Consider the following 1440-nt stretch of genomic DNA (forward strand, 5'->3'; position numbering starts at 1 on the left):
GACTGGAAGGCCACATGGATCAGTACCAGGCCGAGCGCGGAGTCGTAGAGCTTGCCGCTCATGGTGACGCCGGGCAGGTCGATGAGCAGGTACATGCGGTACAGCGGGGTGATGATGACCTGCTGCGGGAGCAGGTTGCCGGCGGTGAAGACCAGCAGCAGCGCGATGTTGAGGCGGAAGTCGAAGCGCGAGACGTAGAAGGCGACCATCGACGACAGCACCAGGGTGATCAGCACGGCCGGGACCGCGATGAGCAGGGTGTTGCCGAAGTAGTGCATCATGTCGGACTGCTGGAAGGCGTTCTTGAAGTTGTCGAGGTTCAGCGTGTCCGGCCAGGAGACGTAGCCCTTGTTGCTGGTCTCCGAGTACGGCCGCAGGGCCGCGAGGACCGCCCACAGCAGCGGCGCGAGCCAGGCCAGCGCGGTGCCGGCGAGGAAGACGTGCAGCAGGACCCGGGCCGGGCGGACGGGGGTGCGCTGCTTGGCCGGCGCGCCGGTGGCGACGGTGGTGCTCATGCGCGCCGCTCCTTCCGGAAGGTCGCGATCAGGTAGGGGATGATGACCGCGAGGGAGATGACCAGCAGGACCACGGCGATCGCCGAGCCGTAACCGATCCGGCTGGACTCACCGATGATGTTGTTGGTGATCAGGATCGACAGCAGCTCGGTGCCCTGGGCGCCCTTGTTGAAGACGAAGACCAGGTCGAAGGCGCGCAGCGCCTCGATGATCGTGACGACCAGGACGACGGTGTTGGTGGGGCGCAGGGTGGGGAAGATGACGTTCTTGAACGTCTGCCACTCGTTGGCGCCGTCCAGCGAGGATGCCTCCCGCAGGGAGGGGTCGACGCCCTTGAGGCCGGCCAGGTAGAGGATCATCATGTAGCCGGTGTGCCGCCAGGACGCGGCGATCAGAACGGCCCACAGGTTCAGGTGCGGGTCGCCGATCCAGTCGATGTAGTGGCCGGGCTTGTTCGCCCCGATCAGGCTGTTGATCAGTCCGGTGTCGGGGTTGTAGACCAGCTGCCACACGAACCCGGTCACCGCGAGGGAGACCACGACCGGCAGGAAGAACGCGGTCTGGTAGACGCGGGAGAAGCGGATGTTCTTGTCCAGCTGGACGGCCAGGAACAGGCCGAACGGCGTCGGGATCAAGATGAGCACGACGAACCAGATGATGTTGTGCTCGACCGCGGGCCAGAACTGCGGGTTGTCGGTGAACAACTGCTTGAAGTTGTCCAGCCCCACCCACTTGATGGAGTCGAAGCCGATGCCGTCCCAGCTGGTGAAGGCCAGGGCGATCGAGGCCAGGGCGGTGACCCAGACCAGGGCCACGTGCAGGACCGTGGGCACGCCGGCCATGAAGCCGAGCGTGAGCCGGTCACGGCGGGTCAGCAGGCGCTTGTGCCCCCGCGGAACCCGCTTGTTGACAGGGGCAGGGCCCG

At 66.0% G+C, this 1440-nt stretch carries 1 protein-coding gene and 1 pseudogene; both read right to left on the minus strand.

Annotation, left to right across the window (positions count from 1 at the left end):
* Positions 1–515: pseudogene (locus ABZT06_RS50540) on the minus strand (carbohydrate ABC transporter permease); the annotation flags it as partial.
* On the minus strand, positions 512–1440 hold a 929-nt coding region (locus ABZT06_RS50545), incomplete at its 5' end, for a sugar ABC transporter permease (protein ID WP_355756704.1). The gene ABZT06_RS50545 and the pseudogene ABZT06_RS50540, both read right to left, overlap by 4 nt.

It is taken from the genome of Streptomyces sp. NPDC005483 (genome assembly GCF_040606035.1).
Classification (GTDB): Bacteria; Actinomycetota; Actinomycetes; order Streptomycetales; family Streptomycetaceae; genus Streptomyces.